General features: G+C 55.6%; 17 protein-coding genes, 7 tRNA genes, 3 rRNA genes and 1 riboswitch. Of the genes, 6 read left to right on the forward strand and 21 right to left on the reverse strand.

From position 1 onward, the window contains the following. Positions 1 to 129: 129 nt before the first annotated feature. Both PspS49_RS22085 and PspS49_RS22090 read right to left on the reverse strand, forming a co-directional pair. The gene (locus PspS49_RS22085) at positions 130 to 822 is read right to left on the reverse strand and encodes a HAMP domain-containing sensor histidine kinase (RefSeq protein ID WP_127929422.1); all 693 of its coding nucleotides are present in this window, start codon (positions 820 to 822) and stop codon (positions 130 to 132) included. Further along, complete coding sequence (locus PspS49_RS22090) at positions 819 to 2,423, reverse strand: tetratricopeptide repeat-containing response regulator (RefSeq protein ID WP_160041476.1); 1,605 nt, start codon at positions 2,421 to 2,423, stop codon at positions 819 to 821. The genes PspS49_RS22085 and PspS49_RS22090 overlap by 4 nt, the downstream gene beginning before the upstream one ends. 210 nt (positions 2,424 to 2,633) lie before the next feature. Between PspS49_RS22090 and PspS49_RS22095 the strand changes: the two genes are divergently transcribed. Next, complete coding sequence (locus PspS49_RS22095) at positions 2,634 to 4,013, forward strand: lysozyme inhibitor LprI family protein (protein ID WP_160041478.1); 1,380 nt, start codon at positions 2,634 to 2,636, stop codon at positions 4,011 to 4,013. Between the two features lie 140 nt (positions 4,014 to 4,153). Here PspS49_RS22095 and rrf read toward each other — a convergent pair. The 6 genes from rrf to PspS49_RS22125 all read right to left on the reverse strand — a co-directional run bounded on the left by rrf (position 4,154) and on the right by PspS49_RS22125 (position 10,150). Then, positions 4,154 to 4,269 (reverse strand): 5S ribosomal RNA (rrf, locus tag PspS49_RS22100). Between the two features lie 153 nt (positions 4,270 to 4,422). Then, a 23S ribosomal RNA gene (locus PspS49_RS22105) occupies positions 4,423 to 7,316 on the reverse strand. A 234-nt stretch (positions 7,317 to 7,550) separates the two neighbouring features. Then, positions 7,551 to 7,626, reverse strand: a tRNA-Ala gene (locus PspS49_RS22110). Positions 7,627 to 7,636: 10 nt separating this feature from the next. Beyond that, positions 7,637 to 7,713: transfer RNA gene (locus tag PspS49_RS22115), tRNA-Ile, on the reverse strand. 123 nt (positions 7,714 to 7,836) lie between these two features. Then, positions 7,837 to 9,373 (reverse strand): 16S ribosomal RNA (locus PspS49_RS22120). Together the 16S, 23S and 5S rRNA genes with 2 tRNA genes alongside form the textbook arrangement of a ribosomal RNA operon. 700 nt (positions 9,374 to 10,073) lie before the next feature. Next, positions 10,074 to 10,150: transfer RNA gene (locus PspS49_RS22125), tRNA-Arg, on the reverse strand. A 293-nt stretch (positions 10,151 to 10,443) separates the two neighbouring features. Between PspS49_RS22125 and PspS49_RS22130 the strand changes: the two genes are divergently transcribed. Both PspS49_RS22130 and PspS49_RS22135 read left to right on the forward strand, forming a co-directional pair. Further along, on the forward strand, positions 10,444 to 10,680 hold the full coding sequence (locus tag PspS49_RS22130) for a hypothetical protein (protein WP_150776406.1): 237 nt from the start codon (positions 10,444 to 10,446) through the stop codon (positions 10,678 to 10,680). A 20-nt stretch (positions 10,681 to 10,700) separates the two neighbouring features. Next, a complete protein-coding gene (locus PspS49_RS22135) occupies positions 10,701 to 10,880 on the forward strand; it encodes a PA3371 family protein (protein WP_150776407.1) in 180 nt (59 codons plus the stop codon). On the opposite strand, the gene phnN is transcribed toward PspS49_RS22135, so the two are convergent. Beyond that, the gene (gene phnN, locus PspS49_RS22140; protein WP_150776408.1) at positions 10,855 to 11,424 is read right to left on the reverse strand and encodes a phosphonate metabolism protein/1,5-bisphosphokinase (PRPP-forming) PhnN; all 570 of its coding nucleotides are present in this window, start codon (positions 11,422 to 11,424) and stop codon (positions 10,855 to 10,857) included. The genes PspS49_RS22135 and phnN overlap by 26 nt on opposite strands. A 390-nt stretch (positions 11,425 to 11,814) precedes the next feature. Between phnN and PspS49_RS22145 the strand changes: the two genes are divergently transcribed. Further along, the gene (locus PspS49_RS22145) at positions 11,815 to 12,141 is read left to right on the forward strand and encodes an Arc family DNA-binding protein (protein ID WP_003178899.1); all 327 of its coding nucleotides are present in this window, start codon (positions 11,815 to 11,817) and stop codon (positions 12,139 to 12,141) included. A 113-nt stretch (positions 12,142 to 12,254) separates the two neighbouring features. Here PspS49_RS22145 and mgtE read toward each other — a convergent pair whose 3' ends face one another. Beyond that, complete coding sequence (mgtE, locus tag PspS49_RS22150; RefSeq protein ID WP_150776409.1) at positions 12,255 to 13,697, reverse strand: magnesium transporter; 1,443 nt, start codon at positions 13,695 to 13,697, stop codon at positions 12,255 to 12,257. 321 nt (positions 13,698 to 14,018) lie between these two features. Between mgtE and PspS49_RS22155 the strand changes: the two genes are divergently transcribed. Continuing rightward, positions 14,019 to 14,537: a cell envelope protein SmpA gene (locus tag PspS49_RS22155; RefSeq protein WP_150776410.1), complete on the forward strand. Its 519-nt coding sequence runs from the start codon at positions 14,019 to 14,021 to the stop codon at positions 14,535 to 14,537. Positions 14,538 to 14,556: 19 nt separating this feature from the next. Here PspS49_RS22155 and PspS49_RS22160 read toward each other — a convergent pair. From PspS49_RS22160 to ltaE, 8 genes are all read right to left on the reverse strand, one after another. Next, positions 14,557 to 14,633, reverse strand: a tRNA-Arg gene (locus PspS49_RS22160). Positions 14,634 to 14,705: 72 nt separating this feature from the next. Further along, a tRNA-Arg gene (locus tag PspS49_RS22165) sits at positions 14,706 to 14,782 on the reverse strand. Positions 14,783 to 14,854: 72 nt separating this feature from the next. Then, positions 14,855 to 14,931: transfer RNA gene (locus PspS49_RS22170), tRNA-Arg, on the reverse strand. Positions 14,932 to 15,038: 107 nt separating this feature from the next. Next, a tRNA-Ser gene (locus tag PspS49_RS22175) sits at positions 15,039 to 15,129 on the reverse strand. 62 nt (positions 15,130 to 15,191) lie between these two features. Next, a complete protein-coding gene (gene csrA / locus PspS49_RS22180) occupies positions 15,192 to 15,380 on the reverse strand; it encodes a carbon storage regulator CsrA (RefSeq protein ID WP_002554426.1) in 189 nt (62 codons plus the stop codon). 187 nt (positions 15,381 to 15,567) lie between these two features. Further along, positions 15,568 to 16,809, reverse strand: a complete 1,242-nt coding sequence (locus PspS49_RS22185; protein WP_008086083.1) for an aspartate kinase — start codon at positions 16,807 to 16,809, stop codon at positions 15,568 to 15,570. A 90-nt stretch (positions 16,810 to 16,899) separates the two neighbouring features. Continuing rightward, positions 16,900 to 19,518 (reverse strand): alanine--tRNA ligase, encoded by a 2,619-nt coding sequence (alaS, locus tag PspS49_RS22190; protein WP_150750296.1) that lies wholly within the window; start codon positions 19,516 to 19,518, stop codon positions 16,900 to 16,902. A gap of 146 nt (positions 19,519 to 19,664) precedes the next feature. Further along, positions 19,665 to 20,669, reverse strand: coding sequence for a low-specificity L-threonine aldolase (gene ltaE, locus PspS49_RS22195; RefSeq protein ID WP_150750297.1), 1,005 nt, complete (start codon positions 20,667 to 20,669; stop codon positions 19,665 to 19,667). Positions 20,670 to 20,867: 198 nt separating this feature from the next. Next, positions 20,868 to 21,039, forward strand: a riboswitch (FMN riboswitch). A 103-nt stretch (positions 21,040 to 21,142) separates the two neighbouring features. Between ltaE and PspS49_RS22200 the strand changes: the two genes are divergently transcribed. Beyond that, entirely contained in the window at positions 21,143 to 21,652 is a 510-nt protein-coding gene (locus PspS49_RS22200; protein WP_016983960.1) for a 6,7-dimethyl-8-ribityllumazine synthase, read from the forward strand. 121 nt (positions 21,653 to 21,773) lie between these two features. Here PspS49_RS22200 and astE read toward each other — a convergent pair whose 3' ends face one another. From astE to astB, 3 genes are read right to left on the reverse strand one after another with little or no spacing between them, the layout of a single operon-like run. Further along, on the reverse strand, positions 21,774 to 22,784 hold the full coding sequence (gene astE, locus PspS49_RS22205; RefSeq protein ID WP_127929429.1) for a succinylglutamate desuccinylase: 1,011 nt from the start codon (positions 22,782 to 22,784) through the stop codon (positions 21,774 to 21,776). A gap of 12 nt (positions 22,785 to 22,796) precedes the next feature. After that, positions 22,797 to 23,087, reverse strand: a complete 291-nt coding sequence (locus PspS49_RS22210) for a hypothetical protein (protein ID WP_007919345.1) — start codon at positions 23,085 to 23,087, stop codon at positions 22,797 to 22,799. A 57-nt stretch (positions 23,088 to 23,144) separates the two neighbouring features. Continuing rightward, positions 23,145 to 24,491: an N-succinylarginine dihydrolase gene (gene astB / locus PspS49_RS22215; RefSeq protein WP_160041479.1), complete on the reverse strand. Its 1,347-nt coding sequence runs from the start codon at positions 24,489 to 24,491 to the stop codon at positions 23,145 to 23,147. Positions 24,492 to 24,605 lie beyond the last annotated feature (114 nt).

Here is a 24,605-nt window from a genome sequence, read left to right on the forward strand (position 1 = left end):
GCGCGAGTGAACGCTGGCCATCGGTTGTCATGACGCAATCCTTGTTATTGTGCGAGCCGCGAACGGCGACCCGTACAAAATAGGCTTCGGCTGTTCGGAATATCAAGCAGCGTCAAACAAAAAGGCGCGTCACGGCAGATAAAGGCTGAACACCCCGCCACCGAGTGGACCGCCGTTGCGGATTTCGGTGCGACCTTCAACACCGTTGCGCTGATGCAGCGCTGCGATGCGGTTGGCGAAATACAAACCGAGTCCGGTGCTGCCACTGCTGTGATTGATGCCTTGCACGTAATCAGCCTGACGCTCGAGCATCTCGGCCGGGTAACCGTCGCCGTCATCGTTGATGCTCAGCACCAGTTGTCCGGCCTCGTCACTGACGGTGATCAGCAGCGACTCGCGAGCATAACGAATGGCGTTGTTGATGCAGTTACCAAGCACCGAGGCAATCAACTCACGGTCGAAGAACCCCAGCGGACTCAACGGATCGACTTCATACGTGGCGATGATCCCGCGACTGGCAAACACCTCTTGATGCGCCGCCAGTTGCGCCTCGATAAAGTCATCGAGTTCGTGATACGCCGGTTGCAGCGGCAGCTGATTGACGCCGAGCTTGTACAGCCCGAGCAACTGCACCAGCATGCCGTTGAGGTGGGCGAACTCGAAGTCGATCACGCCCTGCTCCGTGCCTTCGCGCAGTTCTTGCGGCAAGCGCCCCAGCCATTGGCTGTGAGCCTGCATCAGCATGGCCAGCGAGTTCTTCATGTCGTGGACAGTGGAGGCGATCACCGTAGAAAAATCCAGAGCCTGCTTGTCGTGGTTCATTCGCCAAACGCCTTGCTTTTCAGCTTCTGATAACGCGCAAAACGCGCGTCGGTGTCGGGCATCAGGCCAACCATTTTCAGGCAGGCCCGACATTCTTCCAGCTCCGCCGACGGCACACTGGTGTCGGTGCCGTGCAGCAGCGACTGGGCCATGTTGAGCGCGATACTGATGTTCTTCGGTTGCATCTTCAGCGCCTTGCGGAACACCTCGCGGGCCTCGACCAGGTTGCCGGTCTTGTACACCCGCACGCCCTGACGGTTGAGGTCGGCAGCGGCATTGCTGGAGCTGAGAATAGTCGGATCATCGGTCAGCTTGGCGATGTCTTTCATTACCGCCGGATCATCACCGTAGATCTCCGCGCAGCTCTTGAGCATCGACGTGCCCGCCTCGGCCTGACCGAGCATCTGCAACTGCTTGGCGACCAACAGCGCCGCTTCCGGACTCATGAACTGCTCCATGCCGTCGAGGCGCATCAGCGCTTGTTCGGTGAGCTTGTCAGCGGTTTCCGCATCGTTGAGCAACAGGCTGGTAGCTTTCATCAGACGCGCGCGAATCTGCAGGCCGGGGTCGGTCGGGTTCTCTTTGGCCACCGCACTGAGTGTGGTGTTGATCTCCAGCCGTGTACGCGTGTCGAGACCGCGTTCACTGCCCTTGCTGATCAGCGCGTGAGCCAGGCCGAGGTTGCTTTCCGGGTCCTTGAAGCGCGACTGCGCGCCCTGCGCCACCGCCTGCCGATAAGCACGCGAGGCGGTGTCAAAATCTTCGTTGGTCATGGCCAGTTTGCCCAGCAGCGCCTGTCGACGCACCGCCAGTGGCGAGAGACGAATAGCCTCTTCCAACACCTGCTGCGCGCCTTTGGTGTCGCCCTCGGAAACCAGCACGTCGGCCATGCCGTCATACAGCGCCGGCATCATCGGGAACACCTTCAGCGCCTTTTCATAGACACCTTTGGCTTGGGCAACTTGCCCACGCTTGAACAGCAACTTGCCCAGTCCGGCAAATGCCCACGGCAACGGCCGATCAGCAATGATGCTGTCGTAAAGACGCTCCAGCGCTTCGTTCTGGTTCATGTCGCGCAGCGCATCAGCGCGGTAGCGCAGGCACAGCGGCGCATAGCGGATGTCCTGCTTGCACAGGGCGATGCAAGCGTTGAGCACCTCGACCGGTTTGCCACGGTCGAGGGCTTGCAGAATCGGTTTGAGCAACGTCTTGCGCTGCTCCAGACGCTCCAGGCGCTGGGCCAGACCGGAACGGTTGAACGGCTTGGTCAGGTACGCATCCGGCTCGTGCTCCAGAGCGCTAAGCACCATCGCCTGACTGGTCTCGGCGGTGACCATGACAAACACCGCTTCATGGCTGATGAGCTTTTCCAGCATCAGGTCTTCGAGTACCTGCTGGCCGTTCTTCTTGCCGTCGCCGAGATGGAAATCCTGCAGGATGAAATCGTAGGATTTCTGTGCGCACATCTTCAGCGCCTGCTCACCGGTGTCGGCCGTGTCGACGTCCTTGACCCCAAGCTCACGCAGCATCGAACGCACGGAACTGCGGAAATCCGAGAAATCATCGACGATCAGAAAACTCTTTTGGTGATACGACAGCATCGAAGATTTCCAGGCAATTGAAGTAAGGGCAATTTCAGGCGCGCAGATGATAGCTGGCGGCCAAATGCCATCAAGCGATTTCGCGCGACTTTTAAGTCACCGAATGGGTTATCGGCCAGAAGTGCTGTTCCCTGAAGCCGGCGCTTCAAGATTCCTCGCCTAGCGATTACCCTGCGCGCTGGTTCAACTTTCCACTACAAGGTTTACATCGTGTACATCAAAGGACGCTGCATCACGTCTGTCTGTGCGCTGCTGTTTATACAGCAGGCAATGGCGGCTGGAATGGATTGCACAAAAGCGGCGAATGCCGTCGAAAACACTGTTTGCGCGAACAAGTCTCTGTATGAACTGGATGCGCAGATGGGCGTGGTTTATCGGGATTTATTCAAAGCCTCTGCTCCTGCACAAGCTGAACTCAAGCGCACTCAACGGTTGTGGCTGAAAATCCGCAATGAGTGCGCGGAAGATGTTTCTTGCCTCGAACAACGTTATCGCGAGCGCCTGCAAGTATTGCAAACGCAGTGGAAGGACGCACTTGTCTACAAGCCGAATGACATCGACAAACAAGTGCTGGACGATCTGCAAAAACTCATTCAGGCAGAGAGTCAAAGTGATCCGGAATTTGCCTTGGAGCGGACACTCGCCGCTCTATCGACCAAAAGTACGCTGACTACGTTTTACGCAGAGTCGGATGAGGATCAATACTCCGAAACAAACCACTTTCCGAAGACCGTCCCCAAGGGCGTTACCCAGGGTGAGTGGAAAGCTTTACAAGCCACGAACCTGGACGCTGATACCGAACTTGGGCAAACCACATTCAACCTGCTTGATCTGGACGAAGATGGGCAGCGTGATCTGATCGTACAGACGTACACCGGCGGCACGGGACTGTTCAGCTTCTTCGAAACCTATCGGCGTAATGGTGACCGCTTCATTCGAAGAACCGCTGCGCTTGACCAGGATTCCGGTGTCGGCAGTTCGCTGTATTCCACCAATGATCGCGGTGCCAATCAGTCAGTGAGCTGGATCAGCATTCGTGGCAAAGTCTACGCCGCCTATAGGGATAGCGCGTACGGCGTGGATATGGTGTATTTGCTCAGTCCGCTGCAAGTCAACGTTGAGGTACCCACGCTTACAGTCAACTACCGTTATCGCCTGAGTATTCCTCGCACTCAGCTTAAAGATGACAGCAAGACCACTTACACGTTGAAACCTGAACTTCAACGCGCGCTAGCAAAAGGTCTGACTACTGTGGGCAAGGATTCAGCGGATACCGGACAAGAAAGAAAACCCATTTGCCCCATTCCTGCGTCAGTAGTGGACGCCGAGGAGTACTACGGTTATGGCGCGGGAAACTACATGATCGAATCTGTCGCCGACTTCCCGGTAGTCATTGGCAGCGAATGCTTTATTGCGAGATTGAACAACCATTTCGGTGCCTACAGCAAGAGAGCGGGTTTATACGCGCATATGACGATGCGTAAACCGGGCTCGATCGAACAGGAGCGCGAGTACGAGGTTGATGGTCGCCGCCGCTTCGCTCAGGTCACTGCTTCGATTGGCAAAACTGGAGGCGGCGCCGCAGATTAGTCTGCGACATACCCACATCGATATGCCCCCGACAGGAAGATCTGTCAGGGGGCTTAAAGGTTGGCACTGCCGCACCTGAAATTTTCCTGCGGGCAAAACAAAACCCCAACTGCTTTCGCAATTGGGGTTTCGGAATTTAATCTTGACGATGACCTACTCTCACATGGGGAAACCCCACACTACCATCGGCGATGCATCGTTTCACTGCTGAGTTCGGGATGGGATCAGGTGGTTCCAACGCTCTATGGTCGTCAAGAAATTCGGGTACTGAGTCGTGGCCTTGTGGCCTCGCTTCAGCAAATTGGGTATGTGACAGCTTTCGGTGTTTTTTGTGAGATTCGAACTTTCGGTTCGTTTCGTCTTCACACACCGCAATCTGGCCTTTCGACGCAAATTGCTTGGGTGTTATATGGTCAAGCCTCACGGGCAATTAGTATTGGTTAGCTCAACGCCTCACAGCGCTTACACACCCAACCTATCAACGTCGTAGTCTTCGACGGCCCTTCAGGGAACTCAAGGTTCCAGTGAGATCTCATCTTGAGGCAAGTTTCCCGCTTAGATGCTTTCAGCGGTTATCTTTCCCGAACATAGCTACCCGGCAATGCCACTGGCGTGACAACCGGAACACCAGAGGTTCGTCCACTCCGGTCCTCTCGTACTAGGAGCAGCCCCTCTCAAATCTCAAACGTCCACGGCAGATAGGGACCGAACTGTCTCACGACGTTCTAAACCCAGCTCGCGTACCACTTTAAATGGCGAACAGCCATACCCTTGGGACCGGCTTCAGCCCCAGGATGTGATGAGCCGACATCGAGGTGCCAAACACCGCCGTCGATATGAACTCTTGGGCGGTATCAGCCTGTTATCCCCGGAGTACCTTTTATCCGTTGAGCGATGGCCCTTCCATACAGAACCACCGGATCACTAAGACCTACTTTCGTACCTGCTCGACGTGTCTGTCTCGCAGTCAAGCGCGCTTTTGCCTTTATACTCTACGACCGATTTCCGACCGGTCTGAGCGCACCTTCGTACTCCTCCGTTACTCTTTAGGAGGAGACCGCCCCAGTCAAACTACCCACCATACACTGTCCTCGATCCGGATAACGGACCTGAGTTAGAACCTCAAAGTTGCCAGGGTGGTATTTCAAGGATGGCTCCACGCGAACTGGCGTCCACGCTTCAAAGCCTCCCACCTATCCTACACAAGCAAATTCAAAGTCCAGTGCAAAGCTATAGTAAAGGTTCACGGGGTCTTTCCGTCTAGCCGCGGATACACTGCATCTTCACAGCGATTTCAATTTCACTGAGTCTCGGGTGGAGACAGCGCCGCCATCGTTACGCCATTCGTGCAGGTCGGAACTTACCCGACAAGGAATTTCGCTACCTTAGGACCGTTATAGTTACGGCCGCCGTTTACCGGGGCTTCGATCAAGAGCTTCGCGTTAGCTAACCCCATCAATTAACCTTCCGGCACCGGGCAGGCGTCACACCCTATACGTCCACTTTCGTGTTTGCAGAGTGCTGTGTTTTTAATAAACAGTCGCAGCGGCCTGGTATCTTCGACCGGCATGAGCTTACGGAGCAAGTCCTTCACCCTCACCGGCGCACCTTCTCCCGAAGTTACGGTGCCATTTTGCCTAGTTCCTTCACCCGAGTTCTCTCAAGCGCCTTGGTATTCTCTACCCAACCACCTGTGTCGGTTTGGGGTACGGTTCCTGGTTACCTGAAGCTTAGAAGCTTTTCTTGGAAGCATGGCATCAACCACTTCGTGTTCTAAAAGAACACTCGTCATCAGCTCTCGGCCTTAAGATCCCGGATTTACCTAAGATCTCAGCCTACCACCTTAAACTTGGACAACCAACGCCAAGCTGGCCTAGCCTTCTCCGTCCCTCCATCGCAATAACCAGAAGTACAGGAATATTAACCTGTTTTCCATCGACTACGCTTTTCAGCCTCGCCTTAGGGACCGACTAACCCTGCGTCGATTAACGTTGCGCAGGAAACCTTGGTCTTTCGGCGTGGGTGTTTTTCACACCCATTGTCGTTACTCATGTCAGCATTCGCACTTCTGATACCTCCAGCAAGCTTCTCAACTCACCTTCACAGGCTTACAGAACGCTCCTCTACCGCATCACCCGAAGGTGATACCCGTAGCTTCGGTGTATGGTTTGAGCCCCGTTACATCTTCCGCGCAGGCCGACTCGACTAGTGAGCTATTACGCTTTCTTTAAAGGGTGGCTGCTTCTAAGCCAACCTCCTAGCTGTCTAAGCCTTCCCACATCGTTTCCCACTTAACCATAACTTTGGGACCTTAGCTGACGGTCTGGGTTGTTTCCCTTTTCACGACGGACGTTAGCACCCGCCGTGTGTCTCCCATGCTCGGCACTTGTAGGTATTCGGAGTTTGCATCGGTTTGGTAAGTCGGGATGACCCCCTAGCCGAAACAGTGCTCTACCCCCTACAGTGATACATGAGGCGCTACCTAAATAGCTTTCGAGGAGAACCAGCTATCTCCGAGCTTGATTAGCCTTTCACTCCGATCCACAGGTCATCCGCTAACTTTTCAACGGTAGTCGGTTCGGTCCTCCAGTTAGTGTTACCCAACCTTCAACCTGCCCATGGATAGATCGCCCGGTTTCGGGTCTATTCCCAGCGACTAGACGCCCTATTAAGACTCGCTTTCGCTACGCCTCCCCTATTCGGTTAAGCTCGCCACTGAAAATAAGTCGCTGACCCATTATACAAAAGGTACGCAGTCACAGAACAAAGTCTGCTCCCACTGCTTGTACGCATACGGTTTCAGGATCTATTTCACTCCCCTCTCCGGGGTTCTTTTCGCCTTTCCCTCACGGTACTAGTTCACTATCGGTCAGTCAGTAGTATTTAGCCTTGGAGGATGGTCCCCCCATATTCAGACAAAGTTTCTCGTGCTCCGTCCTACTCGATTTCATGACTAAGAGATTTTCGCGTACAGGGCTATCACCCACTATGGCCGCACTTTCCAGAGCGTTCCGCTAATCTCAAAGCCACTTAAGGGCTAGTCCCCGTTCGCTCGCCACTACTAAGGGAATCTCGGTTGATTTCTTTTCCTCAGGGTACTTAGATGTTTCAGTTCCCCTGGTTCGCCTCTTGCACCTATGTATTCAGTACAAGATAACCATCTTATGATGGCTGGGTTCCCCCATTCAGACATCTCCGGATCAAAGTCTGTTTGCCGACTCCCCGAAGCTTTTCGCAGGCTACCACGTCTTTCATCGCCTCTGACTGCCAAGGCATCCACCGTATGCGCTTCTTCACTTGACCATATAACCCCAAGCAATCTGGTTATACTGTGAAGACGACATTCGCCGAAAATTCGAATTTCTCAACTAAGAGAACTCACAAATTTTACCTTAGCCTGATCCGTTACCAGTGAAAGTAACGTTCAGTCTATCTTTCTATCACATACCCAAATTTTTAAAGAACGATCTAATCAAAAGACTAGAAATCAATATTCTCAATGGAATACTCATTTCTAAGCTTTCAGAAGCAGTTATATGGTGGAGCCAAACGGGATCGAACCGTTGACCTCCTGCGTGCAAGGCAGGCGCTCTCCCAGCTGAGCTATGGCCCCATAACAAAATTGGTGGGTCTGGGCAGATTCGAACTGCCGACCTCACCCTTATCAGGGGTGCGCTCTAACCAACTGAGCTACAGACCCAATTTCGAGCGCGTAACTGTTAGCTTGGAGCTATCAGCTTGGAGCTTAAAGCTGCTTCTATCGTCTTCTTCAATGAATCAAGCAATTCGTGTGGGAACTTATGGAGCAGCTGATGTCGTCGATTAAGGAGGTGATCCAGCCGCAGGTTCCCCTACGGCTACCTTGTTACGACTTCACCCCAGTCATGAATCACACCGTGGTAACCGTCCTCCCGAAGGTTAGACTAGCTACTTCTGGTGCAACCCACTCCCATGGTGTGACGGGCGGTGTGTACAAGGCCCGGGAACGTATTCACCGTGACATTCTGATTCACGATTACTAGCGATTCCGACTTCACGCAGTCGAGTTGCAGACTGCGATCCGGACTACGATCGGTTTTATGGGATTAGCTCCACCTCGCGGCTTGGCAACCCTTTGTACCGACCATTGTAGCACGTGTGTAGCCCAGGCCGTAAGGGCCATGATGACTTGACGTCATCCCCACCTTCCTCCGGTTTGTCACCGGCAGTCTCCTTAGAGTGCCCACCATAACGTGCTGGTAACTAAGGACAAGGGTTGCGCTCGTTACGGGACTTAACCCAACATCTCACGACACGAGCTGACGACAGCCATGCAGCACCTGTCTCAATGTTCCCGAAGGCACCAATCCATCTCTGGAAAGTTCATTGGATGTCAAGGCCTGGTAAGGTTCTTCGCGTTGCTTCGAATTAAACCACATGCTCCACCGCTTGTGCGGGCCCCCGTCAATTCATTTGAGTTTTAACCTTGCGGCCGTACTCCCCAGGCGGTCAACTTAATGCGTTAGCTGCGCCACTAAGAGCTCAAGGCTCCCAACGGCTAGTTGACATCGTTTACGGCGTGGACTACCAGGGTATCTAATCCTGTTTGCTCCCCACGCTTTCGCACCTCAGTGTCAGTATCAGTCCAGGTGGTCGCCTTCGCCACTGGTGTTCCTTCCTATATCTACGCATTTCACCGCTACACAGGAAATTCCACCACCCTCTACCATACTCTAGCTCGACAGTTTTGAATGCAGTTCCCAGGTTGAGCCCGGGGATTTCACATCCAACTTAACGAACCACCTACGCGCGCTTTACGCCCAGTAATTCCGATTAACGCTTGCACCCTCTGTATTACCGCGGCTGCTGGCACAGAGTTAGCCGGTGCTTATTCTGTCGGTAACGTCAAAATTGCAGAGTATTAATCTACAACCCTTCCTCCCAACTTAAAGTGCTTTACAATCCGAAGACCTTCTTCACACACGCGGCATGGCTGGATCAGGCTTTCGCCCATTGTCCAATATTCCCCACTGCTGCCTCCCGTAGGAGTCTGGACCGTGTCTCAGTTCCAGTGTGACTGATCATCCTCTCAGACCAGTTACGGATCGTCGCCTTGGTGAGCCATTACCTCACCAACTAGCTAATCCGACCTAGGCTCATCTGATAGCGCAAGGCCCGAAGGTCCCCTGCTTTCTCCCGTAGGACGTATGCGGTATTAGCGTTCCTTTCGAAACGTTGTCCCCCACTACCAGGCAGATTCCTAGGCATTACTCACCCGTCCGCCGCTGAATCCAGGAGCAAGCTCCTCTCATCCGCTCGACTTGCATGTGTTAGGCCTGCCGCCAGCGTTCAATCTGAGCCATGATCAAACTCTTCAGTTCAAACATCTTTGGGTTTTTAAGAAACCCTAAACTTGGCTCAGCAATCGTTGGTTACATCTTTGATTTCTCGCGGAGTAACTTGTGATGCTGATAATCTTGTTGACTATCAGTCTGACTCCACAAGCACCCACACGAATTGCTTGATTCAGTTGTTAAAGAGCGGTTGGTTAAGATCTTTCGTCTCAACCGAGGCGCGCATTCTACAGCAGCCTCATTTGCTGTCAAGTGATTATTTTCAGAAGCTTTCGAAGAATTCTTCAACAACTTCAACCACTTGCGCCTCCGATCTCTCGTCAGCGGGAGGCGAATTCTACAGCGTTACACGCTGCTGTCAACACCTCTTTTTCAACTTCCTTCTGGCTTCGATGAACTGAAGCAACCTGCTGCCGAAACCTACATAACTCATTGAATCTCAAGGAATTTTCCGTTTCGACTGCGCCGGAAGTGGGGCGAATTATAGACATCTCAAATCTGCCGTCAACCGTTAATTTCACTTTTCTATCGAAAACACCCGAAAGCCCTTCTATCTATATAGAAGGCGCTACCGCATTGAGAGAAAACAGCTATCAGGTAGCCGAAAACCCTATAGATGAGATCGACCCGTCCACACAACGGAATATCAGGCGGCACAAAATGATCGCGTTATAGAGCGGCTGGAGGCCGGTGAAATCTGGTAACAGAGGGAAGTTCAAACAATAGATGGTGTCCCAGGGCAGGTTCGAACTGCCAACCTTCCCCTTAGGAGGGGGATGCTCTATCCAATTGAGCTACTGAGACACGGGGTTGTCACAAGCAGACGCTGCGTGACGGACGGCCTGCATGTTAACGGCCAAGTCCTGATTTGTCATGTCATCCGTAGCCATATTAAGTGTAGGCATGCACACCGCAATGCTGCGGGAAGTTTTACCGTGCATTTTGCACGCCCTTAAGACGCCACCAATGCAGATTGCAAGCCCTGCAAGCCCAAAAAACCTCTCAAATCCTTGTTTTTAAAGGACTAAACAGCGGTTAGACTGTTGGCACGACGACTGCTTTGCCTGTTCCATAGAAGAACAATCGGAGCGCCGCTCATGAATACCACCCTCTTACTTGCAAACGCCGCTGCATTGGCGATTTTGGCCAGCTTTCACTTTATGCCTGAAAGCGCCACCCAGAAATCGGTAGCCCAACGTATGCCGCATTACCTGCAAGTGCAGAGGCAACCCCAATTGGCAGTTCTAACCGGTAAAGACAGCTTTGCTCCAAGAGCTGTCAGCGCCCGAGAGCAAGCCCTGCCACCCCAAATGATCAACCGTCTGGTTTTTTGAAATATCTTCAGGAGTACAGCATGTCAAAGTCAGCCGCAGGATTTCTGATTCTCGCCGTTATGAGTGGTGTCATGCATTTTTCGCTGTTCGAGGACACCGTTGTCACCCTGCCACTGATTGTTTGCGGCGTGTTTTCGGTATTGTTTGTCCTGGCACTGATCGCCGGTCGAAAAATCAAGTTCGATCCGGTACTGCGTTAAACCGGATCACATCCAGCAATTGACTCACCGCGCCCGCCAAGTCGCCCGAATTGTCGATTACATGTACCGACTCATCGCTTGATCTTCTGTCCTTGAACAGGGTATTGCGGCCAAGTCGAGCCTCTATCTGTTCAAGTGTCTCCCGACCGCGTCGAAGAAGACGCTCTCGCAAAACCTCGTCATCTACCGTCAATAGAACAGGTACCAACGTCGGGTAGCGCTCCAACGCTTGGCGCAGGTTTGCGCGAGAGCCGTTGACCAGCACATGCCGCCCCGCTGCCAACAAATGATTCATTTCAATCGGTATTCCATACGCAAGACCGTTAGCATGCCAAGCCAGCGAAAAATCGCCAGCGAGCTGACGATTCTCGAATTCCTCGGGCGTCACACCCACCGCATCCTCGCCCACCGACTCGGCTGATCGAGTAATAACCCGCCGGATGATCTCGCAGTTCATTGCCTGCAGTGGTTCACGTGCAGCCTCAATCAAACTGTCCTTGCCCGAACCGGACGGCCCCATCAAATAAATAAGCTTGCCATCCATCCTGAAAACGCCCTCCGGCAGGTGTCTGCCACTAGTAAATCGGCAATTTGCCACTATCCTGTACAGATAAGGAGCAAGGATGCAGAACCCGCATAGCATGCACGTTCTGATGCTTGCGGACATCAATTGATGTACCGCCGGAAGCGGCAAAGGATGTGGACAGAGGCGAAGATTTCCAACCAGTCCGCATTTCTGATAATTGGTGCTGGCATTACGCCTTTACCCAGCTCAATATTTGTCACAGAATTGACGCCAATGATCTGGCAATTTTGAGGCATGATGCGGGCCTCTTAACAATTCAGGTTGAACCATTTGGCGCGGATGCTTGTCCTACCACACATCCTGCGGCCAATCCCGAGAACCGCTCCCCTGAACTAACCGGTTAAATATATGCGCCCATTGAAACAGGCAATTTATTCCAGCCGTACGGCTGACAAGTTCGTCGTACGTCTGCCAGACGGAATGCGTGAACGCATTGCCGAGGTGGCTCGCAATCATCATCGCAGCATGAACTCCGAGATCATTGCGCGCCTTGAGCAGAGTCTTATTCAGGAAGGTGCACTGGGCGAAGAGCTGAGCATGCGCCTGGACAGCCCGGAGCTGTCGTTGCACGAGCGCGAGCTGTTGCAACGTTTCCGCCAGCTATCTCATCGTCAGCAAAACGCTTTGGTGTCCTTGATTGCCCATGACGCCGAAATGGCAGCAGACGCGTCCTGAGCCATACCGAACATCTCAAGCCAGCTTAACTGCTGGCTTTTTTTTGCGCGGAATTCGAGATTTCGCAGACAAGAAAAAGCCCGCCAATAGGCGGGCTGTTTCGATGCAACTGATCAGAGCAGGAAGATTGTCGCCAGCCCGAGGAAGATGAAAAAGCCACCACTGTCGGTCATCGCGGTAATCATCACACTTGCACCCATGGCCGGGTCGCGCCCCATTTTTGCCAGGGTCATCGGGATCAATACTCCCATCAACGCCGCCAACAGCAAGTTGAGCGTCATAGCCGCTGTCATTACCACGCCCAACGACCAACTGCCGTAGAGAAGATAAGCAACCACACCAATCACACCGCCCCAGACCAGGCCATTGATCAGGCCTACCGCCAGCTCTTTGCGCATCAGGCGCGAAGTATTGCCGGTGCTTACCTGGTCGAGCGCCATGGCGCGAACGATCATGGTGATCGTCTGGTTACCGGAGTTGCCACCAATACCGGCCACAATCGGCATCAGCGCTGCGAGCGCTACCAGCTTCTCGATCGAGCCTTCGAACAGACCGATCACTCGAGAGGCGACAAACGCAGTGATCAAGTTGATCGCCAGCCATGCCCAACGGTTGCGTAAAGACTTCCAGACCGAAGCGAAAATGTCTTCCTCTTCACGCAGACCGGCCATGTTGAGAACTTCGCTCTCACTTTCTTCACGAATCAGGTCAACCATTTCGTCAATGGTCAGACGACCAATCAGCTTGCCGTTCTTGTCGACCACCGGAGCCGAGATCAAGTCGTAACGTTCGAACGCCTGAGCAGCGTCGTAGGCATCTTCGTCCGGATGGAAACTCACCGGATCGCTGGCCATCACCTCGGCAACCTGCTTGTCCGGATCATTGACCAGCAGGCGCTTGATCGGCAGCACACCTTTGAGCACGCCGTCGTAGTCAACGACGAACAGCTTGTCGGTATGACCCGGCAGCTCTTTGAGGCGACGCAGATAACGCAGAACAACTTCGAGGCTGACATCCTCACGGATGGTTACCATCTCGAAGTCCATCAACGCGCCGACCTGCTCCTCGTCGTAAGACAGGGCCGAACGGACGCGTTCACGTTGCTGGTTATCCAGGCTCTCCATCAACTCATGAACGACGTCTCGCGGCAGCTCGGAAGCCAGGTCAGCAAGTTCGTCGGCGTCCATGTCCTTGGCAGCAGCCAGGAGTTCGTGATCGTCCATGTCGGCGATCAGCGTTTCACGAACGGAGTCGGATACTTCGAGAAGAATGTCGCCGTCGCGATCAGCCTTGACCAATTGCCAGAGCGTCAGACGGTCGTCCAGCGGCAAGGCTTCAAGAATGTAGGCGACGTCGGCGGAGTGCAGATCATCGAGTTTGCGCTGCAGCTCGACGAGATTTTGCCGGTGAACCAGATTTTCGACGCGGTCGTGATGCGCGCCTTCCTGGCGATGAGTCAGGTCTTCGACGACCCGCTGACGCTGCAGCAGCTCGACGACCTGAGCCAGGCGATCCTGCAGGCTTTCTTGTGTTTTCTTTACTTCGATTTCAGACATAGGCGAACTCCACTCCCAGCAGCGGGGCACGCCGGAAGGATCAATCAGTCAATTCATGATTGGTGAAACGGGGTACTGAGTAACTACTGGGTAAGTCCATGGAGGTTTTCCATAAGCCCCGGCGGGGCTGACGGGCGCAATGATACACCGCCTGACGGTTTAAAACGTTAAAAAATCACGGTCGAAACAAGCGCTTGCGAAACAAACCTGAGCACTGTCCTGATCCCTGCACATGCGACGACTCATCCTGAAAAGAAAACACACCAACACTCGAAAATGTAGCGTCTACCCTTGAGCGTAGATCGTCATGGAGGACGCCGAATGCCATTGAAACCATCCCACCTCGTACTCACCAGCCTGCTCTGCCTGCCGCCCACCGGGGCCGCCCTCACCCTCCATCGCTGCGAAGCCGCCGATGGCAGCATCACGTTCACCTCGATGAGCTGTGCACAAGGTGAGCAGCGCTCAGCACAGGAAGTCCACCCCTACTCACCCGGATCAGTTGTGGCAGTGATGCCGGAACACAACCATGAAGAAACATCCGGCATGACAACCAAAGGCCGCGAACCGGGCATCATTGGCCACACCGAAGACAAATGCGGAAATCTGATCGACGCCAGGCAACGGCGCGCAGCGATCATCAATCGACGCGTCATTGCCGGCATGAACCAACAAGACGTCGAAAGCGCGCTAGGCAAACCGGACAAGGTAAATACCCGAACATCGACGACCAGCTATCGATACGACCTCAAGCGAGGCCGTAGTGCTCAAATTGATTTTGATGAGAGGGGGTGCGTGAAGGCAAAAGCCAAATCCCGGACAGCAAAAAGCCCGCGATAAACGCGGGCTTTTCGGTATATGGTGCACTCGACAGGATTCGAACCTGTGACCGCTCGGTTCGTAGCCGAGTACTCTATCCAGCTGAGCTACGAGTGCAATTTGTGTTTTTAGACCAGACCACAACTGGCTGAAACCAAGTTATTCACATTGCTGCAACTAACTCTTAAATGGTGCACTCGACAGGATTCGAACCTGTGACCGCTCGGTTCGTAGCCGAGTACTCTATCCAGCTGAGCTACGAGTGCATTTGTGTTTGTTAGACCAGATCACACCTGGTTGAAGCCAAGTCATTTACATTGCTGTAACTAACTCTTAAATGGTGCACTCGACAGGATTCGAACCTGTGACCGCTCGGTTCGTAGCCGAGTACTCTATCCAGCTGAGCTACGAGTGCATTTGTTGCGCCGCATTATAGCCCGTCTAATCTCTATTCCAACCACTTTTTCTATTAATTTCAACAACTTACAGAAAAAGCCAGATTACGACGTACTAAGCAAATAATGGCGGAGAACGGGGGATTCGAACCCCCGACACCCTTTTGAGGTGTACTCCCTTAGCAGGGGAGCGCCTTCGGCCACTCGGCCAGCTCTCCGCAACACGGGGCGTATCTTAACCAACCTTTTCCCCGTTTGCAAACATAAAAATCGATAAAAATTAATGGCTTGGTTCTTCGTCCTTCTCTTTCTTTATACGCAGGTAAATTTCCTCACGGTGCACAGCAACCTCTTTCGGGGCGTTGACGCCGATACGCACTTGGTTTCCTTTAACGCCGAGCACGGTCACGGTGATTTCGCCATCACCGATAATCAGGCTTTCTGCGCACCGACGAGTCAGAATCAGCATACCTTTCTCCTCACGCAATTCAGTTCAGGGACAACAGTCTGCAAAAAAAAGGCACCCGACCTACAACCGGAGCGATCGTAGCCCTACATGCCTGAGTATTGACCAGCGCGAGCAAAAGAACAGTTCAGGGCTCGCGCCATTCAAAAAATAAAGGGCGCGGTCAGACCGCGCCCTTCAAGAAACGGAATTACTCGCCTTGACGGGCCGGAGCATCCAGTTCGAAAGCCGTGTGCAGGGCGCGCACAGCCAGTTCCAGGTACTTCTCTTCAATCACCACGGAAACCTTGATTTCCGAAGTCGAGATCATCTGGATGTTGATGCTTTCCTTTGCCAGGGATTCGAACATGCGGCTGGCCACGCCTGCGTGAGAACGCATGCCGACGCCGACGATCGAGACCTTGGCAATCTTGGTGTCGCCTACGACTTCACGGGCACCGATCTCGCGAGCGGTGTTTTCCAGCACGGTCTGTGCGGCCTGGTAGTCGTTGCGGTGCACGGTGAAGGTGAAGTCGGTGGTGTTATCGTGCGCGACGTTCTGCACGATCATGTCGACTTCGATGTTCGCGGCACTGATCGGGCCGAGAATCTTGAACGCCACACCCGGGGTGTCTGGCACGCCACGGATGGTCAGCTTGGCTTCATCGCGGTTGAAAGCGATGCCGGAAATGATCGGCTGTTCCATGGTTTCCTCTTCATCAATAGTAATGAGGGTGCCCGGACCCTCCTTGAAGCTGTGCAGTACGCGCAGCGGAACGTTGTACTTGCCGGCGAATTCCACCGCACGGATCTGCAACACCTTGGAACCGAGGCTGGCCATTTCCAGCATCTCTTCGAAGGTGATCTTGTCCAGACGCTGAGCGACCGGCACAACGCGCGGATCGGTGGTGTAAACACCATCAACGTCGGTGTAGATCTGGCACTCGTCAGCCTTCAACGCAGCAGCCAGTGCCACGCCGGTGGTGTCAGAACCGCCACGACCGAGAGTGGTAATGTTGCCGTGCTCGTCGACGCCCTGGAAACCGGCGACAACTACCACGCGACCCGCTTTCAGATCACCACGAATCTTCTGGTCATCAATCTGCAAGATACGCGCTTTATTGTGCGCACTGTCGGTCAGGATCCGCACCTGATTACCGGTGTACGACACCGCCGGCACACCGCGCTTGATCAGCGCCATGGCCAACAGGGCAATCGTCACCTGCTCACCGGTGGAAACGATCACGTCCAGTTCACGCGGAACCGGTTGGCCGTCGCCACTGATTTGCTTGGCCAGATCGATCAGACGGTTGGTTTCGCCGCTCATTGCAGACAGCACAACCACCAGGTCATCGCCGGCATCGCGGAATTTCTTAACCTTGTCGGCGACCTGCTCGATTCTCTCGACAGTACCGACCGAGGTGCCTCCAAATTTCTGTACGATCAAAGCCATTTCAAAGCCGCCTCTGCCCATGAAGGGCGCCCAATAATCACTCGAACAGCCGCCGGGCCCGCCACTAGACTGCGGGCCCGACGGGCCGTCTTATAAACCCTGCTCGACGAATGGAACGGTCAGCGCCAGTGCGCCATCCAGCGCGCCGGCATCAACACCGCCGCCCTGCGCCATGTCCGGACGACCACCGCCCTTCCCGCCCACTGCCGCAGCAGCCTGTTTCATCAAATCACCGGCTTTGAGTTGGCCAGTCAGGTCTTTGGTTACGCCTGCAACCAGAACGACCTTTTCCTCATGGACACTGCCGAGCAGGATCACTGCGCGGCCGAGTTTGTTCTTCAACTGATCAACCAGCGCCAACAGCGCCTTGGCGTCCTGACCATCCAGACGTGCGGCCAGAACCTTCACGCCTTTGACGTCCAGAGCCGAGGACGACAGATCGTCGCCCGCAGCACTGGCCGCCTTGGCTTGCAACTGCTCGAGCTGCTTCTCCAGTTGGCGATTGCGCTCCAGCACAGCCGACAGCTTGTCGATCAGGTTGTCGCGGCTGCCCTTGACCAGGCTGGCCGCTTCCTTGAGTTGTTCTTCTGCAGCATTCAAGTAGGCCAGTGCCGCAGCACCGGTCACTGCTTCGATACGACGCACGCCCGAGGCCACACCGCCTTCGCTGATGATTTTCAGCAGGCCGATGTCGCCGGTACGGTTGGCGTGGATACCGCCGCACAGCTCGACGGAGAAATCGCCGCCCATGCTCAGCACGCGCACGTTGTCGCCGTACTTCTCGCCGAACAGCGCCATCGCGCCTTTGTTCTTGGCGGTTTCGATGTCGGTTTCTTCGGTTTCAACCGCCGAGTTCTTGCGGATCTCGGCGTTGACGATGTCTTCCAGCGCTTTGATCTGCTCAGGCTTGATCGCTTCAAAGTGGCTGAAGTCGAAACGCAGACGCTGGCTATCCACCAACGAACCTTTCTGCTGAACGTGCTCGCCCAGTACCTGACGCAGTGCCGCGTGGAGCAAGTGGGTGGCCGAGTGGTTCAACGAAGTCGCGTGACGCACTTCGGCATCGACGTGGGTTTCCACTGGCGCGCCGATGGTCAGGCTGCCCGAATCCAGCACGCCGTGGTGCAGGAATGCGCCGCCAGTCTTGGTGGTGTCACGTACGTCGAAACGTGCGCTGCCCGCCTGAAGGAAACCGCAGTCGCCGATCTGGCCGCCGGATTCAGCGTAGAACGGCGTCTGGTTCAGAACGATCACCGCCTCTTCGCCTTCATTCAAGACGTCGACCGACTGGCCATCTTTATAGATAGCGACAATTTTTGCCGAACCGCTGGTGTCTTTGTAGCCGGTGAATTCGGTGGCCACATCAACCTTGACCAAGGTGTTGTAGTCCAGACCGAACGAGCTGGCCGAACGCGCGCGAACACGCTGGGCTTCCATCTCACGTTCGAAACCGGCTTCGTCGACCGTCAGGCTGCGCTCGCGGGCGATGTCGGCGGTCAGGTCCATCGGGAAACCGTAGGTGTCGTAGAGTTTGAACACCACGTCGCCCGGCACCACGGTGCCTTTGAGTTCCAGCAGGTCCTGCTCGAGAATTTTCAGGCCGTGCTCCAGGGTTTTGGAGAACTGCTCTTCTTCGGCCTTGAGCACGCGCTCGATGTTGCTTTGCTGCTTTTTCAGTTCCGGGAAGGCTTCGCCCATCTCGGCAACCAGCGCCGCGACGATCTTGTAGAAGAAGCTGCCAGTAGCGCCCAGCTTATTGCCGTGACGGCAGGCGCGACGGATGATCCGGCGCAGCACATAACCGCGACCTTCGTTGGACGGCAACACGCCGTCGGCGATCAGGAAGCCGCACGAACGGATGTGGTCGGACACTACTTTCAGCGAAGACTGATCACCGTTTTCGCAACCGATCGCTTCGGCCGAGGCCTTCAGCAGGTTCTTGAACAGATCGATGTCGTAGTTGGAATTGACATGCTGCATCACCGCACTGATCCGCTCCAGGCCCATACCGGTATCGACCGACGGCGCTGGCAACGGATGCAACACGCCGTCGGCGGTGCGGTTGAACTGCATGAACACGTTGTTCCAGATCTCGATGTAACGATCGCCGTCTTCTTCCGGCGAGCCCGGTGGGCCGCCCCAGATGTGGTCGCCGTGATCGTAGAAAATCTCGGTGCATGGACCGCACGGGCCGGTATCGCCCATGGTCCAGAAATTATCGGAGGCGTACGGCGCGCCTTTGTTGTCGCCGATGCGGATCATGCGCTCGACCGGCACACCGATTTCTTTGGTCCAGATGTCATACGCTTCGTCGTCGGAGGCGTAGACGGTGACCCAGAGTTTTTCCTTCGGCAGTTGCAGAACGCCGGTCAGGAAGGTCCACGCGTAGGTAATCGCGTCCTTCTTGAAATAGTCACCGAAGCTGAAGTTACCGAGCATTTCGAAGAACGTGTGGTGACGAGCGGTATAACCGACGTTTTCCAGGTCGCTGTTCTTGCCACCGGCACGCACGCATTTCTGGCTGCTGGTCGCACGGGTGTACGCACGTTTTTCCTGGCCCAGGAAGCAGTCCTTGAACTGGTTCATCCCCGCGTTAGTGAACAGCAGGGTTGGGTCGTTGCCCGGAATCAAAGAGCTGGAGGCTACACGGGTGTGGCCTTGCTCTTCGAAGAAGCGAAGGAAGGCTTCACGGATTTCTGCGCTTTTCATTAGGTTCTTCCACGGAGGCTGCGGCCAAAGGCCTGTTCGAAACGTCAACAGACGAAGCGACGGCAAAGGGCCGCATTATATCGGCCCTGCGCGCGGGGTACAGCGTGTTTATACGATAGAAACGGTCAATTGGACGGCTAACGCTGTCACTTGCGCGAAAACTCGACGAATGTCGCGATCACTTGCTCGATTTGCGAACGATTGACGTCCATGTGCGTGACCATACGCAGACGCGCAGCAGCGCTCAATTTGATCCCGCGTTCGCCGGCAAACGCCTTGAGTGCTTCGGCTTTGTCGCCCATTTGCACATAAACCATGTTGGTTTGCACGGGTTCGACGATGAAACCTGCTTCACGCAAGCCATCGGCGAGCAATTGCGCGTTGGCGTGGTCGTCGGCCAGACGCTCGACGTTGTGATCCAGCGCATACAGGCCTGCCGCTGCCAGCAGTCCGGCCTGGCGCATGCCGCCGCCGACCATTTTGCGCAAGCGACGAGCTTTGCCGATCAACTGCTCAGAGCCGCACAGCACCGACCCCACCGGGGCACCGAGGCCTTTGGACAGGCACACCGACACCGAATCAAAGTACTGAGTGATTTCCCGTGCATCCACACCAAGTTTCACCGCTGCGTTGTACAGGCGCGCGCCGTCGAGGTGCAGTTGCAAGCCTTTGTCCTGAGTAAAGCGGCGGGCGCGGGCCAGATACTCCAGCGGCAGCACTTTGCCCTGCATGGTGTTTTCCAGCGCCAGTAAACGAGTTCGGGCGAAATGGAAGTCGTCCGGCTTGATCGCTGCCGCGACCTGATCGAGATCCAGCGAACCGTCCGCCTGTACTTCCAGCGGCTGCGGCTGGATCGAGCCGAGCACCGCAGCGCCACCACCTTCGTACTTGTAGGTGTGCGCCTGCTGACCAACGATGTACTCGTCGCCGCGCTCACAGTGCGCCATCAACCCCAGCAGATTACTCATGGTGCCGGTCGGCACGAACAAAGCGGCGGCAAAGCCGAGGCGCTTGGCCAGCTCGGCCTCCAGGCGATTGACCGTTGGATCTTCGCCGTAAACGTCATCACCGGTGTCCGCCGCAGTCATCGCGTCGAGCATGGCCGGAGTCGGTTGGGTGACGGTGTCGCTGCGAAGATCGATAACACTCATGAACCTGGCCTCTAATCAGCAGGGGAAATCCCTTTACGAAGTGGAATTACTGCGGTCATCGCGGGGATTAATCAACCCTTGCGCAAGGAAAAGTCATTTCGAGTCGTCAAAAAATTCGATGGCAATCATCAGAAAGGCGCAATGCACAGACACACAATCTGTGTTAAAAACGCTGCGCCGCCCGAGAAAGGGCGGCAAAAACGTTCTCAGGGCGGGGTGCAATTCCCCACCGGCGGTAATTGCGCGCAATGCGCATAGCCCGCGAGCGCTTGGCGACGAACACGGCAAAGGCTGTGATCGGCGGCAAGGTCAGCAGACCCGGTGTGATTCCGGGGCCGACGGTCATAGTCCGGATGAAGAGAGAACGGGATTAACGCCAAAGGGCCGTCCGCGTGCATTCGTGCGTGCGCTCGTACCCTTGAATCCCTTTCGATTCATAACGCCCTGTTTTTCACACAAACAGGAGTCAGAACATGCAACCCACCGCTATCGACAGCAAAAGCAAACACCCTCATGGCGAGCGCGTCGCGTTCATCCAAGCCTGCTGGCACAAGGAAATCGTCGACCAGAGCCGTAAAGGCTTCGTTGCCGAAATGATTGCCCTGGGTTATCAGGAATCCGACATCGATATCTTCGAAGTCGGCGGCGCTTTTGAAATGCCGCTGCACGCCAAGTTGCTGGCCAAGACCGGTCGTTATGCCGGCATCGTCGCGGCAGCCCTGGTGGTGGACGGCGGCATCTACCGCCACGAATTCGTCGCCCAATCGGTGGTCAGCGGCCTGATGCAGGTGCAACTGGAAACCGAAGTGCCGGTGTTCTCGGTGTCGCTGACGCCGCATCACTTCCATGCCGGTGACGAGCATCAGAAGTTCTTCTTTGAGCACTTTGTACACAAGGGTCAGGAAGCGGCAAGGACTTGCGCGGATACGCTGCAGAAGGTTCGGGCATTGCGTCGTACAGAGCCGCGTGCTGTAGCCGTCTAAGCCTCGAACGATCGTTCCCACGCTCTGCGTGGGAATGCCTCAATGGACGCTCTGCGTCCGCTTTGGGACGCGGAGCGTCCCGGGCTGCATTCCCACGCGGAGCGTGGGAACGATCATCGGGTCAGGCGAGATTTTCGTCGGTGGTCGGGACGATCAGAATGCCCGCGCGCAAGCCGTTCTTGACCTTCGGATTGGGGAAGATGATCCGCGCGCCCTGCTCTTCGATGATCCAGCGGGTATTGGCCAGATCTTCGGCCAGCACATAACCCACGTCCAACTCTGAAAAGTTTTCGATGTCCTGCGGCAGGTTCAAGCGGAACGCATCACTGTGCTTGATGATTTCCCGGGCGACACTGAACAGCTGCAAACCGTCCAGCCCCTGCTCCGCCATCTCCGGCTCGGTACCTTCGATGATCTGCTTCAGACGAGTTTCCAGCAGCGAGACGTTAACCCCGTCGTTCTGCCCGAACGGCCGCGCCTTGCCCAGTTCCAGCGTGAAAGCCTCGGCACCGAGCTTGTCGTAGGTGTACGAGCTGAACACGATCGACGGTTTGTTCTGCAACAGCACCGCTTCCATGCCCGCAGCGCGCAGACGTGCCAGCTCAAGACGCGAATGCTGGCGACCTTCCTTCCACGGATACAAGGCAAACTGCTCGATCTTCGAACCGCGAATAGCGGTGTGCAGGTCGTAATGCAGACGCTGGCGATCCGGCTTGCTGAAAAAGCTTGCCGCCAAACGCTCCAGCTCACAGGCACGCAGTGCTTCGCTGCCACTGCTTTGTTCATGACGGCCGTTGAACAGCCGATTGACGTCCTGCTCGACGAAACGCTCGCCTTTGCGAATCGCTTCCGGGTTGCCAAACAGGAACAGAATGCGTGCGCGCGGCTTCAGATCGCCGCGTGCGATGTCGTGCAGCAGCCGATCAAGCAACTCGATCGGCGCTGTTTCGTTGCCGTGGATGCCTGCCGACAGCAGCAGGTCCAGGCCATTGTCGCGCGCTTCCGGTGGCCGGACTTCCAGCGCACCTTCGCTCAACCAGCGCATACGCACGCCTTCGACAGTCAGTTGAGTCTTCTCCGCCGGTTCGCGGCCGGCGAGGGTCAGTTCAAGCAGTTTGCCGAGGGCGAGCATAGAGCGGTTTCCTTAGTGATCGTGGTTGCAATCCGGGCCGTGCACGTGGTCTTCGTCGTCGCCGACGTCAGCCGGTTCCATTTCCAGTTGCAGACTTACCAGATTAGTCGCCAATGGGCGCAGCAGCAGGTTGGCGTACTCGGCGTCACCTTCTTCAACGTCCACGCCGATCAGCAGTTGGCCACGGCCGTCCTGCTGGATCCACAGCTCTTTGCCTTGCCACATGACCGCGACGCGGGTGCAGGAAGTCTCCAGTTGCGTGCCGTCGGTGTCTTCAAGGATCAGCTGCAGGGAATCGCTCATGTTTTTACTCTCTTGGGGAGACAAGCCGCGCGCCGCGTTCAGGCGACGCGCCGGCCATCAATTGATCTGGAATGGATAAACCGCGCCCAGTTTAAGGATTTGCGTCAGTTCATCCAGTGCCGTCCGGCATTCAAGCAGCAATTGCGGATCCGCCAGATCGGTTTCGCTCAGGCGGTCGCGGTAGTGCTTTTCAACCCATGCGGTCAACGAACCGTACAACGGTGGCGTCATGATAACCCCTGGGTTGACGGCTGCCAGTTCGGTTTCGTTAAGCGCGACGCGCAGTCGCAGGCACGCCGGGCCACCGCCGTTCTGCATGCTTTGCTTGAGATCGAAGACTTTTACTTCGCGGATCAGACCGCCGGAGCTGGTCAGGCTTTGCAGGTAAGCCCAGACGCGCTCGTTGGCCTGGCACTCTTGCGGCACGATCAGCAACATCGAGCCATCAGGGCGCGACAGCAACTGGCTGTTGAACAAGTAGGAGCGCACCGCATCATCCACGGTGACCGCCGAACGCGGCACACACACCGACTGGAAGTTACCGCCGACTTTGGCCAGTTTGCTTTGCAGCTCGGCCAGCATCGAGTCGGTGTCGAGGAAGGCGTCCTCGTGATAGAACAACACCTCGCCATTACCCACAGCGATCACGTCGTTGTGGAACACGCCCTGATCAATCACGTTCGGGTTCTGCTGGGCGTAAACCACGCCTTCATCACGCAGACCGTGCAGACGCGCTACCGCTTGCGACGCTTCGAGGGTCTGCCGCGCCGGGTACTTTTGCGGCGCCGGGAAACGATTGTCGAAAGCACTGCGACCGAACACGAAGAATTCGACGCCCGCCTCGCCATATTCACGGCAGAAACGCGTGTGGTTGGCCGCGCCTTCGTCGCCGAATTGCGCTACCGCTGGCAAAGCCGCGTGATGGGCGAAGTGTTGCTGATTGGCGAACATCGCGCCGAGCACGCGGCTGGTGGTCGGGTGCTCGATGCTGCGGTGGTATTTGCAGTTGAGGTTGGCGGCGGTGAAATGCACGCGACCGTCAGCGGTGTCGGCACTCGGGCTGACCGTGGCGGCGTTGGCCACCCACATGCTCGACGCCGAACAACTGGCGACCAGCAGCGGCATGGCTTCTTTGGCGGCGCGCTCGATGACTTGCGCGTCGGTACCGCTGAAACCCAGGCGGCGCAGAGCGGCCACGTCCGGACGTTCCTGTGGCGCCAGCACACCTTGCTGAAAGCCCATCTCCATCAGCGCTTTCATCTTCGCCAGACCTTGCAGCGCCGCTTCCTTCGGGTTCGAAGATTGCTGGCTGTTGCTCTGGGACGCAACGTTGCCGTAGGACAGACCACCGTAGTTATGGGTCGGCCCCACTAGACCGTCAAAATTGACTTCATAGGATTTCATCAGCGAGGCTCCACGAGAATCTGTTGTTATAGGCATCAGTAACTATTCTTTTAGACCGAGGCGCGGCCTTCGCGAGCAGGCTCGCTCCCACAGGATTTATGTTGGACACAACAT

The sequence above is a fragment of the Pseudomonas sp. S49 genome (assembly GCF_009866785.1).
Lineage (GTDB): Bacteria > Pseudomonadota > Gammaproteobacteria > Pseudomonadales > Pseudomonadaceae > Aquipseudomonas.